This window comes from Streptomyces gobiensis (assembly GCF_021216675.1).
Classification (GTDB): domain Bacteria; phylum Actinomycetota; class Actinomycetes; order Streptomycetales; family Streptomycetaceae; genus Streptomyces; species Streptomyces gobiensis.
Genome location: NZ_CP086120.1, coordinates 1,636,779 through 1,649,163 on the forward strand (window position 1 = coordinate 1,636,779; position 12,385 = coordinate 1,649,163).

12 protein-coding genes are annotated in these 12,385 nt (G+C 73.6%); 1 reads left to right on the forward strand and 11 read right to left on the reverse strand.

The window, feature by feature from the left end:
- Positions 1–10 precede the first annotated feature (10 nt).
- The 11 genes from test1122_RS07575 to test1122_RS07625 are packed head-to-tail and all read right to left on the reverse strand — an operon-like array spanning position 11 to position 11,287.
- Positions 11–907 carry a glycosyltransferase family 2 protein gene (locus test1122_RS07575; RefSeq protein ID WP_232268393.1) on the reverse strand — a complete coding sequence of 299 codons (897 nt, stop codon included), beginning with the start codon at positions 905–907 and terminating at the stop codon, positions 11–13.
- Positions 897–1,784, reverse strand: a complete 888-nt coding sequence (locus test1122_RS07580; protein WP_232268394.1) for a glycosyltransferase family 2 protein — start codon at positions 1,782–1,784, stop codon at positions 897–899. The genes test1122_RS07575 and test1122_RS07580 overlap by 11 nt, the downstream gene beginning before the upstream one ends.
- The gene (locus test1122_RS07585) at positions 1,781–2,755 is read right to left on the reverse strand and encodes a glycosyltransferase family 9 protein (RefSeq protein WP_232268395.1); all 975 of its coding nucleotides are present in this window, start codon (positions 2,753–2,755) and stop codon (positions 1,781–1,783) included. Before test1122_RS07585 ends, test1122_RS07580 begins: the two co-directional genes overlap by 4 nt.
- Complete coding sequence (gene rfaE2 / locus test1122_RS07590) at positions 2,752–4,221, reverse strand: D-glycero-beta-D-manno-heptose 1-phosphate adenylyltransferase (protein ID WP_232268396.1); 1,470 nt, start codon at positions 4,219–4,221, stop codon at positions 2,752–2,754. The genes test1122_RS07585 and rfaE2 overlap by 4 nt, the downstream gene beginning before the upstream one ends.
- A complete protein-coding gene (locus tag test1122_RS07595) occupies positions 4,211–4,813 on the reverse strand; it encodes a D-sedoheptulose-7-phosphate isomerase (protein WP_232268397.1) in 603 nt (200 codons plus the stop codon). The genes rfaE2 and test1122_RS07595 overlap by 11 nt, the downstream gene beginning before the upstream one ends.
- Positions 4,810–6,021: a glycosyltransferase gene (locus test1122_RS07600; protein ID WP_232268398.1), complete on the reverse strand. Its 1,212-nt coding sequence runs from the start codon at positions 6,019–6,021 to the stop codon at positions 4,810–4,812. The genes test1122_RS07595 and test1122_RS07600 overlap by 4 nt, the downstream gene beginning before the upstream one ends.
- Positions 6,018–6,983 (reverse strand): glycosyltransferase, encoded by a 966-nt coding sequence (locus test1122_RS07605; protein WP_232268399.1) that lies wholly within the window; start codon positions 6,981–6,983, stop codon positions 6,018–6,020. Before test1122_RS07605 ends, test1122_RS07600 begins: the two co-directional genes overlap by 4 nt.
- Positions 6,980–7,999, reverse strand: a complete 1,020-nt coding sequence (locus tag test1122_RS07610; protein WP_232271808.1) for a glycosyltransferase family 9 protein — start codon at positions 7,997–7,999, stop codon at positions 6,980–6,982. Before test1122_RS07610 ends, test1122_RS07605 begins: the two co-directional genes overlap by 4 nt.
- Before the next feature lie 11 nt (positions 8,000–8,010).
- Positions 8,011–8,610, reverse strand: a complete 600-nt coding sequence (locus tag test1122_RS07615) for a D-glycero-alpha-D-manno-heptose-1,7-bisphosphate 7-phosphatase (RefSeq protein ID WP_232268400.1) — start codon at positions 8,608–8,610, stop codon at positions 8,011–8,013.
- Positions 8,607–9,650 (reverse strand): glycosyltransferase family 2 protein, encoded by a 1,044-nt coding sequence (locus test1122_RS07620; protein ID WP_232268401.1) that lies wholly within the window; start codon positions 9,648–9,650, stop codon positions 8,607–8,609. Before test1122_RS07620 ends, test1122_RS07615 begins: the two co-directional genes overlap by 4 nt.
- Positions 9,647–11,287, reverse strand: coding sequence for a carbamoyltransferase family protein (locus test1122_RS07625; protein ID WP_232268402.1), 1,641 nt, complete (start codon positions 11,285–11,287; stop codon positions 9,647–9,649). Before test1122_RS07625 ends, test1122_RS07620 begins: the two co-directional genes overlap by 4 nt.
- Positions 11,288–11,492: 205 nt before the next feature.
- Here test1122_RS07625 and test1122_RS07630 point away from each other — a divergent pair, with 205 nt between their 5' ends.
- On the forward strand, positions 11,493–12,359 hold the full coding sequence (locus test1122_RS07630; protein ID WP_232268403.1) for a polysaccharide pyruvyl transferase family protein: 867 nt from the start codon (positions 11,493–11,495) through the stop codon (positions 12,357–12,359).
- Positions 12,360–12,385: the final 26 nt, after the last annotated feature.

The following is a 12,385-nucleotide window of genomic DNA, read 5'->3' on the forward strand; positions in this document are numbered from 1 at the left end:
GGTTTCGTTTTCAGCCGACGTAGCGGCGTGCGGTGGAGCGTCGTTGCTCCCGTTCGAGGGCTGCCAGCCGTTCCTCCACCCACGGGGGCACGACACGCCGTTCCCGGAGCACCCAGGGAAGCCCCGAGGCCGCCCGGACGAAGGCCCGCAGCGAGGCCCCGTCCCGTGGGACGGTGCGGGCGAGGTACCAGGTACGGCGCACAGCTGACCCCACGGGGCGGCGCAGCCAGCACAACCACAGGGTGTTGCGCAGGCCGTCGACGCGCCGCCGGGTGGCGTCCCGTTGGGCCGAAGGGGCGTGATGGGCGGTCAGCTCCTCGGCGAAGGCGAGCCACCATCCCCGCGTCATCAGGTCGGTGGCCAGCAGCTCTTCCTCGCCGCCGAGCCACAGCCGCGGCGAGAAGCCGCCCACGGAGCGGAACGCGTCGGCGCGCAGCACCGTGGCCGCGGCCAGGAAGGAACCAAGTGCCGGTCCCGGCAGCCAGGGTGGCCCGGCGAGTGGTGAGTCGCGCAGCTCCCGCACCACCGGGTCCTCGGTGCCGTGGGGTTCCACGACGATCCGTGCGGTGACCGAGGCGAGGTCGGGGTGCGCGTCGAGCAGGTCCGCGGCGCGGGCCAGGGAGCCGGGAGCCCACCAGGAGTCATCGTCGCAGAAGGCGATGTAGGGCGTACGAGCGTGGCGTACCGCGAGGTTGCGCCCCACCGCACCCAGATTGCGGCCGGGCCGCAGCAGCCGTACCCGCGGATACTGCCGGGTCACCGCCTCCGCCGTGCCGTCGGTGGAGGCGTTGTCGGTGACAAGGACGGGCGGGCTCTCGGGCAGGGCCGTCAGCCGGTCCAGCGTACGCAGCAGTTCGTCCCGCCGGTTGTGGGTGATCACCACGACGCTCGTACGGTCATCCGGCATGGCTCTCAGCCCCCTCACGGGAATCCTCGATACGCCGCACCGCCGACTCCACATACGGCGGCAGTTGTCTGCGGTAACGCAGCGCGGCGGGCAGCCGCGCGAACGCTCCGCGCAGCGCGAGGCGTGCTTCGCGGTCCCGTCGCGCCGCGGCGGCCAGCGCGGTGGTGCGGCGCAGCGCGATCGGCAGCGGGCGGCGCAGCCAGGTCGTGAGCAGTTCGTTGCGCCGCAGCAGGGCGCCCCGGCCGGTACGTGTGCCCGGCGCCGGGTCGTGGTGGGCGATGACTTCCCGGCAGTACGTCACGCCCCAGCCGCGCGCGGCCAGGTCGTAGGCGAGCAGGCTCTCCTCCGCCCCGAAGAAGAGCACCGGATGGAAGCCCCCCGCGTCCAGAAAGGCCGAACGCCGCACCACAGCCGCGCAGCCGAGGAACCCGAGCACCTGACGGCCCGGCAGATCCGGTGCGCTTCCCAGAGGTGAGGCGCTGAGCACTGCCTCCAGTGGGTCGGCGCGTCCTTCGCTGCTGACCCGCACACCGGCGGCGAGCAGGCCCAGCCGGGGGTGCTGGTCGAACAGCTCGGCGGCGGTGGCCAGGGCGCCGGGTTCCCACCAGGAGTCATCGTCGCTGAAGGCGATGTACGGGGTGCGCAGCGCGCTGACACCGTGGTTGCGGGCGACCGCGCCCCGGTTCTCCGGCAGCGGCAGCAGCCGGACGCCGGGAAAGCGTTCGGTCACCATGGTGCGGGTGTGGTCGGTGGAGCCGTTGTCGGCCACCAGCACGGTGGGCTGTTCGGGCAGCGCGAGCAGCCGCTCCAGGGTGCGGGCCAGGGTGTCCGCGCGATTGCGCGTGGCGATCACCACACCGATGGGCGGGGAGCTCATCGTTTCCCTCCCTTCTCGAGCATCCGGAGGCCCTCCAGCTCGGCGAGTGCGGCCAGCACTTCGTCCGTCCCGATGCGCAGCAGCAGCGGATCGGGGCGGTCGCCATGCGGGTCACCCGGCGGGCCGGGATGCCACAGCGCGCGGTGGCGCGGCAGCGGCGGCGGGCCCCACAGGCGTGGCGAGACCGGACCGAAGAGGGTGACGGACGGGGTGCCGTGGGCGACGGCGAGATGGGCGATGGCGGTATCCCCGCTGACGACCGCGCCGGCATCGGCGACGAGGGCCGACAGCCGTTCAAAGGAGAGGTCGGCGTAGAGGTCGGTGCCGGGGAGGCGGGCCGCCGTGCCGACGCGGGCGAGCAGTGCGTCTTCCCCGGGCCCGGCCGTGACCGCGATACGGGCGCCCTGGCGGCGCAGTGCCGTGATGACGGCCGCGTAGCGCTCGACGGGCCAGCGCCGGGAGGGCGAGCCCGCTCCGGGATGTACCACGATGGCACCGGGCGCCGGGGAGGGCCCGGATGGCCGTGGCAGGTGCAGCGCGCTGGGGTTGGCGGGGATTCCGTAGGCCCGCAGCAGGCGGCACCAGCGGTCCCGTTCGTGCTCGTCGGCGCGCCATGGCGGCCCCTCGATCTCCGGTACGGCCGGATGGGCGAACGCCAGGATCCGGGCGGGTGCCAGCCCGGCCAGCAGCCGGTGGCTGGGCGGTCCGCTGCCGTGCAGGTTCACCGCGATCGCGGGTGGCGCCCCCCGCCACCGCAGGGTGCTGGGTACGGCCCGGCCGGGGGCGGAGGCGGGCAGGAGCCGGTCCACCGCGCCGGTCAGCGCGGCCGGTGCGGCCAGTTCCGGGGGTGCGGCGAGGACGATCTCGTAGGAGCTGAAGGCGCGTCGCAGTCCGCGGAGCGCGGGCACGGCGGTGAGCAGATCCCCGAGTCCCAGCGCTCGCAGCACGAGCAGCCTCGGTGGCCCGGTCACGGGGCCTCGCCCCGCATCCGGGCGGCGATACGCGTCGTGGAGTGGCCCTCCCGGTAGGGCAGCATCAGCACATGGCCACCCCAGCGCTCAAGCATCGCGGCCTCGGGCAGATCGGCCAGCGCGTAGTCGCTGCCCTTCACCCAGATGTCCGGGCGCAGCCGTGACAGCAGCGTTTCCGGCGTGTCCTCGTCGAAGACCGCGACGGCGTCCACGCACTTGAGGGCGCGCAGCACCCGGATCCGGTCGTCCAGCGGAGTGATGGGGCGGCCCTCTCCCTTGCGACGCCGTACGGAAGCATCGGAGTTGAGGCAGACGATGAGGCAGTCGCCGAGTTCCCGGGCCGACTCCAGAAGACCGATGTGTCCGGGATGCAGCAGGTCGAAGCAGCCCCCGGCGGCAACGACGGTGCCGCCACGGGCGCGAACCCGGGCCACCAGCCGGCCTGCTTCGGCCGTGACGCCCGCCAGCTCCCGGGCGACCGCGCGCGCGGATGGCCGCCAGCCGCTCAGCGCCGGGGCCACCGCCTGCTCCGCGCGGGTGAGGCAGCGGCTGAACTGGGCGGGGCCACCGTCGGCGACATAGGCGGTGGCCGCCGATACGGCCCCACGCACCGCCTCTTCGGGCAGCGCTCCGTCACCCAGCAGACCGGCGGCGGTCACGGCGAAGCGGTCGCCGGCGCCGCAGCTGTCGCCGTCGTGTGCCTCGGGCGCGGGGACGAGCAGGGGGCTGCCGCCCTGCGACAGCAGAACGCCCTGCTCGCCGAGCGTCACGGCGACGGAGGCCGCCGCCCAGGCGCGGGCGAGCGTGCCGGCGTGCCGCGCCACGCTCCGCAGCCCGTCGGCGCTCTCCTTCTCGTTCTCGGTGGCCGATGTCCCACCGGCCTGGGAGGCCCGTGCGAAATGGCGCGCCTCGTCGATGGTCGGGGTGACCAGCCGGGCGCCGGGGACGGGACGACCGCCACGGGGATGGGGGTCCCAGGCCACCGGGGTGCGGCGGGCGACCCGGGCCAGCAGCCCACGGAGGCTCTCGGGGGTGCCGCGGCCGTAGTCCGCGACCAGCACCGCACCGGCTGCTTCGATCGCCGACCGGGCGTCGTCCGTGGCCTTCCCGGCGCGGCCGTCACCCCGGTCGACGCGGACCACCGGCCGGCCCCGGGCGAGTACGCGGGTCTTCTCGACCAGGGTGCCGTCCAGCTCCACGGTGACCAGGGTGACCCGACGGGCCAGCAGCTCGCGGACCCGGCAGCTGGCCGGATCGCCCCCGAGCGCGGTGACGAGGGTGACATCACGGCCGTCGCGGGCCGCCATCAGGGCGGCCAGGGCGGCTCCGCCGGGACGTACCCACTCCATGCACTTCTCGACCACCGGAATGGGTGCGTCCGGTGCCAGCCGCTCTGTGGTACCGGCCAGGTCACGGTCGAGAAGGGCATCACCCACGATGACGAGTGGCACCGGATCAGGCGGCATGGCTCCTCACCCCCAGCTTTCCGTCGAAGGCGGTGCAGATCATGTGGACGGCCACCAGGTGGAGTTCCTGGACCGTCGCCGTGGAGGTGCCGGGCACACACAGGGCCGTGTCGCTGGCCGCCGCCAGCGGGTTGGGAGAAGGGCCGGTCAAGGCCCAGATCCGCATGCCCCGCTGGCGTGCGGCCCGCGCCGCGGAGAGCAGGTTGGCGCTGGCACCGCTGGTGGAGAGCAGCATCAGCACATCGCCGTCGCGTCCGTGTGCGCAGACCTGCCGGGCGAACACCTCGTCCACGCCGTAGTCGTTGGCGATGGCCGTGGTGCTGGAGGTGTCCGCGTGCAGGGCTATGGCCGAGAACGGGGGCCGGTCCTCGCGGTAGCGGCCGACCAGTTCGGCGGTGAGGTGCTGGGCCTGCGCGGCACTGCCGCCGTTGCCCGCGGCGAGCAGCCGCCCGCCGCGGGTGAGCACGCGTTCCAGCTGCTCACCCCAGCGCTGGGTGGCGGGCACGGCGGACGCACGGAAGGGGCCGAGCGCGGCCAGCAGCGCGTCGCAGTGGTCATGGACCTCCGTGGCGGGGTTCGGCTCCAGCCTCATCGCGCCACCTCCGTGGCGATACGGGGCCGGTCCACCAGCCGCTCGTACAGCTGGGCGGCACCGTCCGCGACCCGCTCCCAGGTGTAGCGGGCCAGTACGCGCCGGCGGCCGGCCTCGCCGTAGCGCCGCAGCAGCTCCGGTGAGCCGAGCAGTTCCGCGAGGGTGGCGGCGAGCGCGTCGACGTCGCCCGGTTCCACGAGGCGGCCCGTGACCCGGTCGTCGACGGTGTCCAGATGGCCGCCGACGCGGGTGGCGACCACGGGGACGCCGCAGGCCATCGCCTCCAGCGGCACAATGCCGAAGGGCTCGTAGCCGGGCGTCGTCACCACCACATCGGCGCTGCGGATCAGGTCGGGCATCCGCTCGTGCGGGACTGAGCCGGTGAGCCGGACCCGTTCCGCCACGCCGTACTCCGCCGCCAGCCGCAGCAGCCGCTGCGCCTCCGGGTCCACGCCGAGGTGCGCGGGTTCGGGACCGCCCGTGATGAGGAGTTCGGTGTGCGGCAGCCGGGCGAGGGCGCGGATGGAGTGTTCCATGCCCTTGCGGGGCACCAGACGGCCGATGGTCAGCAGCCGGTGCCGTGCGGAGCGGCGTTCGGAGCTCTCACCGGGCCGGAACAGTTCCGTGTCCACGCCGCACGGCACCACGGCGGCGTGCTGCGGCGGCACGCCCATGGCCTTCAGCTCCGCCACCTCGTCCGTGCAGGTGGCGAGGATGCCGGCGCAGGTCAGTCCGATACGCCGTTCCGTGGCGATGCGCTGGGCGGGGCTGCTGTCCTGGTCCCCCTGGTGGCGGCGCTTGACGGTGCCGAGGGCGTGGAAGGTCTGTACGACGGGGATCCGGTGGTCCCGCGCGCCGTCCAGCGCGGCCATGCCGGACATCCAGAAGTGCGCGTGCACCACATCGGGTGGAGCGCCCGCCCAGGTATGGGCCAGATACGCGCCGAAGCCGGGTATAAAGGGGAAGAGCGCGTCCTTGGGGACGGAGTCCGGCGGTCCGGCCGGTACATGTTCGACGGTGACACCGTCGGCGAACCGCTGTCGGTGCGGCAGGTCCGGGGCGTCGCGCCGGCTGTAGACGGTGATGTCGTGGCCGCGGCGCCCCAACGCACGGGAAAGCTGGGCGACATAGACGTTCTGGCCGCCGGAGTCGGGGCCGCCGAGGCTGGCGAGCGGGCTCGCGTGCTCGGACACCATGGCGATCCTCATCGTGTCACTTCCTTTATGAGCTGTTCCCAGTCGTCGAGGAAGCGGCCCAGGCCGTAACGGGCCAGCACCGCCGCCCGTGCTTCCGCACCGGCCGCGCGCGCGTGCGCGGGGTCGGCCAGGAACCGGCGTACCGCGTCGGTCAGCACGTCGAGGCGGTTGGACACCACACCGGCGCCCTCCGGCACCGCCGCGGCCACCTCGGTCGTGGCCAGCGCCACCACCGGCATGCCCAGGTGCATGGCCTCCAGCAGTGAGAGGCCGAGCGAGGTCCAGCGCACGGGGTGTACATACACCCGGCGTGCGGCCAGTGCCCGGTGGAGTTCGCGCTGTGGGAGGTGGTGGACGCGGCAGCGGTCGTCGGGCAGGCCGAGGTGGGTGGCGAGGCCGTTGGTGCGCATCCCGAACACATCGAGGGGCGCGGCCCGGGCGAAGCCGGGGAGCAGATCGGTCCCGGTCGTACGGCCCCGTCTGACGGGGTCGTTGACGACGACGGCGGCTCGTGCCAGCTCTCCGGTCCAGCGCCGGCCGGGGTCCACGATGCCGTGTTCGATGACGGCGGTGTGGGTCCGGCCCGCGTCCCAGAAGAGCTGGTTGAAGTGGGTGACATGGACCAGCACCAGATCGGACCGGTCCGCTGCGGGGTGCCGGGTGTGCGGCACATCGCCGCGGGGGGTGTTGTGCTCGACGTACACGGCGGGCACGTCCCGGCCCGGGCGACGGCCGCCGAGCCAGCGGGCGGCGAGCTCGGCCTCGTGCGGACGCTGCAGTACGACGAGGTCGACGTCGGTGTCCCGGAGCTGGTCGGGCGTCAGTTCGTACACGCTGTCCGGCCAGGTGAAGGTGGCGGCGCGGCCCAGGCCGTCCGGACCGCGGTCGGGGGTGACGGGCACCAGGTAGGTGTGCGGGCCCTGGACGAAGGCCGTCGTCCAGGAACCGTGCACATGCCAGAGCAGGATCCTCATGTGGCGCCCCCGGAGCAGAGCTTGTCGACCGCGGCGACCACATCCCCGACGGTCACCGTGTCCAGGCACGGATGCCCCGGTACGGGGCACTGCCGCGCCCTGCTGCCCGCGCACGGCGCGTCCTGGTCGCCGAGCAGCACCGTGGGGATGCCGTAGGGCGCCCAGCGCTCGGCGGGTACGACGGGCGCGAAGAGCGAGACGACGGGTGTGCCGACCGCCGCCGCGAGATGTGCGGGCCCGGTGTTGCCGCAGACGAGCGCGTTCGCACCGGCCAGGACGGCCGCCAGCTGGCCGTGGTCGGTGCGACCGCCGAGGTCGATCCCCTGGCGCCCCGCGACGGCGGCGGTCAGCTCGCGTTCCCCGGGGCCGCCCGTGACGACGACCCGGTGGCCTTCAGCGGACAGCGCCTGGACGGCCTGCGCACATCGCTCGGTGCTCCACTGGCGTGCGGGCACGCTCGCGCCCGGGTGCAGCACCACGTAACCGGGCGAGCCGGGCAGCCCCGCGACTGGCGGCTCCACCGGGGGCACCTTGACGCGCAGCCGTCCGTCGTCCTCCGGTGGCAGGGCGAAACCCGCCGCCGCGGCGAGCTGCAGCGCCGCCCGGACCTCGTGGGCGTGCTCGGCGCGCTGGTGGCGCAGGTCCAGCAGCGAGCCGGGGTAGTCCACGCTGTCGGCGGCGATACGGCCCACGCCCGCCATTCGCAGCAGCAGCGCGGTGGGCAGCGGGCTCTGGTGGAACGAGGTCAGCACGAGTGCGGTGTCGGCCGCCGCCCGGGAGAGCTGGTCGACGATGCGGTCGATGCCGCGCCGGGTGACCTGCGGAGGTTCAAATCCGGCCCAGGGGGCGTCCCAGACCAGCACCTCGTCGACGCCGGGAAGCAGCCGCGCGGCGGGCTCGCCGCGCGGGCCGCACAGCAGGACGACGCTGTCGCTGTGCGCGGCGACGGCACGGATGGCGGGCCCGGAGAGCAGCACATCGCCGAAGCTGTCGAGCCGTGCGACCAGAGTTCTCACCAGGGCTGTACTCACGAGGGCTCCTTCCCTTCGTCCCCTTCACCGAGCAGCCCTTCGCCGACCAGCCCTTCGCCCAGCACCCCTTCGCCGAGCAGGCAGTGGACCGCGGTCAGCAGATCGGGGGCCACGCAGGGCGCGGCGTCGATCTCCGCGTGACGGGTGCGGCCGTTGGGAACGAGCACGCCGATGGCACCGGCGGCGCGGGCGGCCGCCACATCCGACCCGATGTCGCCGATCACGGCGCATCGGTCGGGCCGTACGCCCAGCCGGGTGGCGGCGTCCAGGACCAGGCCGGGTGCCGGTTTACGGCAGGGGCAGCCCTCGCCGGGGTGATGGGGGCAGACGGCCCAGACATCGAAGGGGCCCAGCAGCCGCTCGATCCGGGCGTGTACGCGGCGCAGGTCATCCCAGCCGAGCAGGCCGCGGGCCAGCCCTGACTGGTTGGTCACGATGCCGGTCAGAAGCCCACGGGCGCGTACCGCCTCGACCGCCTCACGGGCGCCGGGCAGCAGCCGTACCAGGGCGGGGTCGCCGTTGTACGGCACATCCTCGACAAGGGTGCCGTCGCGGTCGAAGAACACCGCACGCGTCACACCCCGCGCCGGCCTCATGCGCGCTCACCCCGCGCGCCCCGTACCCGGGTGACGGCACGCCAGCGCCACTGCCCACGGAGGCGGTGCGCCGTCGCGACCGGTGGGATCAGCACGCTGGTCACCAGCATGGTGGCGGTCTCCTGCGGGGTGCGCGGCCCCGGGCTGATACGGGCCCAGGCGAACTCGGCGGTGGCCAGCGCCCAGCCGAGGGCGGCCAGCGCCGCGGCACGCCGCTTCCCCGCGGCTGCCAGCGGCAGTACCGCGCCCGCCATGGCCGTGGTGGCGAGATGGCGGCGGATGCGCCCGGGCGGCGCCTGGGCCCGCCAGCGCCAGCCGGGTCCGTGCAGCCGCAGCATCAGGGCGTCGTCGGCGTTTCCGCGTTGCGCGCTCACCGAGACCCAGGGGCCGGTGCGGCGCACCGGGTGTTCCGTCTGACGTTGCCCGACCCGCAGGTCCCAGCCCGCGTTCAGGACCCGCAGCGCCAGGTCCGCGTCCTCGCGGAACGCCCGCTGGAAGCGCTCGTCGAAACCGCCGGTCTCGCGCAGCGCCCGGGTCCGGTAGGCCATGTCCGCCGTCGCCCAGCGGGCCCGGGCGAGCCCTGCGGTGTTGCGTTCCCAGTCGGTGGGCCGTCGGCTCAGCGGCAACGGCACCTGGAGCACACCCTGCACCCCGCCCGTCTCCTCGCTGGCCGCGGCGAGATCGCGGATGAGCCGCGCGCGCCAGTCACGCCCGACACACACATCGTCGTCGAGGAAGACGGTCCAGGGCGCCTCCACCATGCGCCATCCGGTGTTGCGCGCCGCAGCGGGCCCACGGGCCTCCCCCCTCGCCACCCTCGCCCGCCCGCGCAGCGGACCGAGCGCGTCCAGCGGCAGCTCGCCACCGGCTGCCCGCCCGGGGGGCCGGTCGTCGACCAGCACGATGCTGTCCGGCTCCGGGCCCGTGGCCTTCGCCAGCGCGGTCAGGCACCGGGCGAGCGTGTCGCGGCCGAGGGTCGGGATGACCACGGCGTAGCCGGTGGCGAGTTCGCCGGTGGTGGGATCACGGTCTGCGGTCATGCGAAAACCCGTTCCCTCCGTACGGCGTATGGGCCGATCGCCAGCAGGTCGATGGGGGTGGAGCCAAAGCACTCCAGGACATCGCGTGGGTGGTCGACCATGGGACGGCCTGCCGTGTTGAGGCTGGTGTTGATGACCACGGGCAGCCCGGTGCGCCGTTCGAAGGCCCGCAGCAGGCGGGCGGTCAGGGGTTCATCGGCGGCGTCCACCGTCTGTACGCGTGCGGTGCCGTCGGTGTGCACCACGGCGGGGATGCGGTCGCGCCAGGCGCGGTGCACCTGGTGCACAAAGAGCATGTACGGGCTGGGCAGCTGCCCCTCGAAGATTTCCGCGGCCCGCTCGGCGGCCACCATGGGGGCGACCGGGCGGAACTCCTCCCGGCCCTTGATCTGGTTGAGCCGGTCCAGGTTGGACTCCCGTCCCGGGTGGGCCAGCAGCGAGCGGTGGCCGAGCGCGCGGGGACCGTACTCGCTGCGGCCCTGGTACCAGGCGACGATCCCGTCCCGCGCCAGTACGTCGGCGGCGGCTTCGGCGATGTCCTCGGGCTGCTCGTAGGGAATGCGGGCCTGTTCCAGCCGGGTACGCAGCTCCTCGTCGGACCAGCCACGGCCGAGATCCGGGCCCGGCATGGGCGAGGGCTCCTCCCCGTGCGCGGCGGCCACATGCAGCGCGGCGCCCAGGGCGGTGCCCGCGTCACCGGCCGCGGGCTGCACCCAGACGTCCTGGTAGGGGCCCTCCGCGGCGATACGGGCGTTGGCCACGCAGTTGAGCGCGACGCCGCCCGCCATGGTCAGGGCGGTGCTGTCGCCGCCGTTCTCATGGAGCCAGCGCACCAGGTCCAGCAGCACCTCCTCCAGGCAGGCCTGCACACTCGCCGCCAGATCGGCGTGGTCCTCGTGCCAGGGCTCACCCGGCGCATGGGCCGGGGCCAGGGAAGCCAGATCGACACCGTGTGCGTGGAAGCCCCCGTCGCCGGTGGCGCGCACCCACTGCCTCAGCTGCGGCTGGAACCTGGGCTTTCCGTAGGCGGCGAGGGCCATCACCTTGTACTCATCGCTGCTGCGGGCGAAGCCGAGGTGCGCGGTGAGCTCCTCGTAGAGCAGGCCGAGGGAGTGGGGCAGCGACTGGGAGCTGAGCACCTCCAGCTGGGAGCCCCGGTAGCGGCCGGACAGATGGGAGTGGGCCTCGCCCCGGCCGTCGAGTACGAGCACGGCACTGTCCGGGTGCGGGGAGGCGATCCCCGCCGAGGCGGCGTGCGCCACATGGTGGGGTACGAACCGCACACGCGCCGGGTCGAGCCCGGGCAGCGCCTCGGCGAGGCAGCCGGGTGCCCGGCGTGCGTATGTCTGCCGCAGGTGGTCCCAGGGGTCATCAAGGCCCAGCGATTCGGCGGGGGCGGCGAGCTCGGGATCGAAGGAGTAGGCGACGGCATCGAGGTCACTCGCGGTGAGTCCGGCTTCCCGCAGACACCAGGCCGCGGATTGTTCCGGCAGCTCCCAGGCCGAGAACGGGACGGGCCGCTTGGCATGCTTACGGCGGCTGAACCGCTCCTCCTCCGCGGCGGCGACCGTCCGGCCGTCAATCACCAGCGCGGCCGCCGAATCGTGGAAGACGGCGTTGATACCAAGGATGCGCATAAGCCCTCCGGGTGGTCATACCCGCACAAAAAGTAAATCTGCCGTGGGGTAACCCACAGAAGCGGAGCTAAACGCAGCGTGGTCGACTGACCGGTCGAGTGGCTGGTCGGCTGGCTGGTCGACTGGCATAAGGGCGCGTGTACACGTGTGAGAGCCGCGTGCAAGAGCCGCGTGTAAGAGCGCGGCCACGGGCAACCCCCCTGTCATGGCAGCCCAGGGACACAAAGCCCTGCTGACCGGGTGGTTCAGTTTCCGGCATGGTGAGATCACCGCCGGGGACGCGCTGGCGCTGTGCCACGTCCAGAAGCGGCTGGACGACGCTCGTATCGCTTACGACACCGCCTGGAGTCCCGCTTTCCGCCCGGGCGGGCTGAGCCTCGACGACGCCGATCCGGACGACTACACGCACCTGTTCTTCGTCTGCGGTCCCCTCCACGGGCGGCAGGTGGCCGACCTGCACCAGCGCTTCCCGCACGCCACCCGGATCGCCGTCGGCACCTCCACCATCGATCCGGACGACCCCGCGGTGAGCGGATTCCATCGCGTTCTGGCCAGGGACGCACCGGGCGGCGGGCCCCGGCTGGACCTCGCCGCGGCGGCGCCACCGCAGGCGCTGGTACCGGTCGTTGGGGTGATCCTCACGCATGGCCAGTCGGAGTACGGCGCACGCCGTCGGCACTCCGCCGTGACCAGCGCGGTCACCGGCTGGCTCGCCGGGAAGGACTGCGCCCGGCTGGAACTGGACACCCGGCTGGACGCACAGGACTGGCGGCACTGTGCCACGCCCGGACAGTTCCTCGCCGCGGTCGGACGCACGGACCTCGTCGTTACCGACCGGCTGCACGGTCTGGTCCTGGCGCTGCGGGCGGGCGTTCCGGCCATCGCCGTCGATCCGGTCAGCGGCGGGGCCAAAGTCTCCGCACAGGCGCATGCCTGCCGCTGGCCCGCTCTCGTACCGGCCGAGTGTGTGGACGGAGCGGACCTTGAGCACTGGTGGTCCTGGTGCCGTGGGCCGGGCCGGGAACTGGCCGAGCTGCGGTCGCAGCAATTCGCCGTCGCTAACGGTCACTGACGTACGGCCGGATGCCCGATACGAGC

Bases quoted from the DNA above. Each gene is read 5' to 3' on its own strand.
- test1122_RS07575 (WP_232268393.1), bottom strand. From the start codon at position 907: ATGCCGGATGACCGTACGAGCGTCGTGGTGATCACCCACAACCGGCGG.
- test1122_RS07580 (WP_232268394.1), bottom strand. From the start codon at position 1,784: ATGAGCTCCCCGCCCATCGGTGTGGTGATCGCCACGCGCAATCGCGCG.
- rfaE2 (WP_232268396.1), bottom strand. From the start codon at position 4,221: ATGCCGCCTGATCCGGTGCCACTCGTCATCGTGGGTGATGCCCTTCTC.
- test1122_RS07595 (WP_232268397.1), bottom strand. From the start codon at position 4,813: ATGAGGCTGGAGCCGAACCCCGCCACGGAGGTCCATGACCACTGCGAC.
- test1122_RS07600 (WP_232268398.1), bottom strand. From the start codon at position 6,021: ATGAGGATCGCCATGGTGTCCGAGCACGCGAGCCCGCTCGCCAGCCTC.
- test1122_RS07605 (WP_232268399.1), bottom strand. From the start codon at position 6,983: ATGAGGATCCTGCTCTGGCATGTGCACGGTTCCTGGACGACGGCCTTC.
- test1122_RS07615 (WP_232268400.1), bottom strand. From the start codon at position 8,610: ATGAGGCCGGCGCGGGGTGTGACGCGTGCGGTGTTCTTCGACCGCGAC.
- test1122_RS07620 (WP_232268401.1), bottom strand. From the start codon at position 9,650: ATGACCGCAGACCGTGATCCCACCACCGGCGAACTCGCCACCGGCTAC.
- test1122_RS07625 (WP_232268402.1), bottom strand. From the start codon at position 11,287: ATGCGCATCCTTGGTATCAACGCCGTCTTCCACGATTCGGCGGCCGCG.
- test1122_RS07630 (WP_232268403.1), top strand. From the start codon at position 11,493: ATGGCAGCCCAGGGACACAAAGCCCTGCTGACCGGGTGGTTCAGTTTC.